Origin of the sequence: Nostoc sp. 'Peltigera membranacea cyanobiont' 232, from assembly GCF_002245985.1 — a bacterium.
Taxonomy (GTDB): domain Bacteria; phylum Cyanobacteriota; class Cyanobacteriia; order Cyanobacteriales; family Nostocaceae; genus Nostoc.
Window position 1 is genome coordinate 1 of sequence record NZ_NOLK01000359.1, and the last position, 1,938, is coordinate 1,938.

A 1,938-nucleotide genomic window follows, 5' to 3' on the forward strand; every position below is an offset into this window, starting at 1 on the left:
CTTGTCCCCCTTGTCCCCTTGTCCTCCTTGTCCTCCTTGTCCCCCTTGTCCCCCTTGTCCCCTTATCCTTTAACAGCACCAGCAGTCAGACCTTGGACAATCCGGCGCTGGAAAAACAAAACTAGTAAAACTAGGGGTAATGTCCCAACAACAGTAGCAGCCGCGATCGCACCGTAGGGAATTTCAAATACTGTCGCACCACCCAATTGAGCAGCAGCAACGGGAATCGTTTTCATCTCTTCACGGGTCATAAACGTCAGAGCGAAGATAAACTCATTCCAGGCAAAAATAAAGGTGAGAATTCCAGTAGTCACTAAGGCGGGAAGGGTCATAGGTAGCACAATTTGCCACAGTAGTTGAAAGGTGTTGTAGCCATCGACCCTAGCAGAATCTTCTAAGTCTTTAGGTAATTGTTGGAAAAAGCTTCTGAGTACTAGAATTGTCAGGGGTAAATTGATGGCAGTGTATGGTATAATCAGCGCTAAATAATTGTTGCCCAATCTGAGGGCTTGAATAATTTCTAATAGTCCGAGGAACAACAGAATTCCAGGAAATAAAGTCACCATCAGCACGCTGGCGAGGATAGCTTGTTCACCCCAAGGGCGTAACCGTGCTAGGGCATAAGCAGCAGGTGCGCCGATGGCTAAAGCTAAAGCTGTAGAAGTAATCGACACAAAGGCGCTGTTGAAGATGTAGCGCCAAAATGGACGACGGGTGAATAACTCAATGTAATGACTAAAAGTTAATCGCGTGGGGAAATAAACAGTGGGAACGGCGGCAATATCTTCGTTAACTTTAAAGGAGGTCAGCAATTGCCATAAGGCTGGCGCTAGGCTGAATAACATTACCAATGCAACCGCTATTAACAGCAAGATTTTTTTAGCAGAAAACCTGTTTTTTGCTATTGGTTGTGGAGTTGAACTCATGGTTAAATAACTCCTGATGTTTTGGCACGGGATTTATTAAGTAAGAAACTAGCGATCGCCACCGCAGCAATTAATATTAGAAATGTCACTACCACCAAAGCCGCTCCATAACCAAAATCTAAGTAGCGCATCACCGTAGAATAGATGTATAGCGACACCACTTCAGTTGCACCACCAGGGCCACCCCCGGTCATTACAGCAATCAAGTCAAAAATCCCGAAAGCTTGAGCAAATCGAAATAGGACTGCAATTAAGATTTGTGGCAGCAGCAGTGGCAAGGTAATATTGCGGAAGCTTTGCCAAGGATTTGCCCCATCGACAGAGTAGGCTTCATAGAGGTCTGCTGGTATCGACTGCAAACCAGCCAAAAGCAAAATACTGATAAAAGGTGTAGTCTTCCAAACATCAGCAAAGATCGCTGCACTCATCGCCAGAGTTGGATCTCCTAACCAGTTAATTCCAGTTTTAATCAGCCCTAAGCGCCGCAGAATATCGTTTACAACCCCAAACTGGTCGTTAAAAATCCAAGACCATGCCAGACCAATCAGAGCGGTAGGCAAAGCCCAAGGTAGAATGGCAATTGTCCGCACTATGCCCCTTCCAAAAAACGCCTGATTGAGAACTAGAGCAATCAAGAGTCCTAGCAGTAGTTCTGAAAGCACGGATGCTGTTGTGAACACAGCCGTTGCCGAGAAACTCTGCCAGAAACGACCATCCCCAGCCATCCGCATATAATTGTCCAAACCAGAGAATACGGGTTGTAGTTCAGTTCCCAAATTCCTAGTAAATACACTTAACCAGAATGCTCGTAAAATCGGGTAGGCAAATACAAACAACAACAGCAATAATGCTGGTGTTAGTAAGATCCAAGCAGTCCGTTGTTCCCGACTTCGGAGTGTATGTGGATTAGTCATTAGTCATTAGTCATTAGTCATTAGTCATTTGTCATTTGTCATTTGTCATTTGTCATTGGTAATTCTCCCATGTTCCCAGTCCCCAATCCCCATTACCC

The 1,938-nt window shown here is 45.1% G+C and carries 2 protein-coding genes; both read right to left on the minus strand.

Annotation, left to right across the window (positions count from 1 at the left end; translation table 11 throughout):
- Positions 1–62: 62 nt before the first annotated feature.
- The gene (locus tag CDG79_RS40290; RefSeq protein WP_094347016.1) at positions 63–926 is read right to left on the minus strand and encodes a carbohydrate ABC transporter permease; all 864 of its coding nucleotides are present in this window, start codon (positions 924–926) and stop codon (positions 63–65) included.
- Positions 927–928: 2 nt separating this feature from the next.
- A complete protein-coding gene (locus CDG79_RS40295) occupies positions 929–1,840 on the minus strand; it encodes a carbohydrate ABC transporter permease (protein ID WP_094347017.1) in 912 nt (303 codons plus the stop codon).
- Positions 1,841–1,938 lie beyond the last annotated feature (98 nt).

Coding starts and splice junctions, on each gene's coding strand:
- CDG79_RS40290 (WP_094347016.1), bottom strand. CDS start 926: ATGAGTTCAACTCCACAACCAATAGCAAAAAACAGGTTTTCTGCTAAA.
- CDG79_RS40295 (WP_094347017.1), bottom strand. CDS start 1,840: ATGACTAATCCACATACACTCCGAAGTCGGGAACAACGGACTGCTTGG.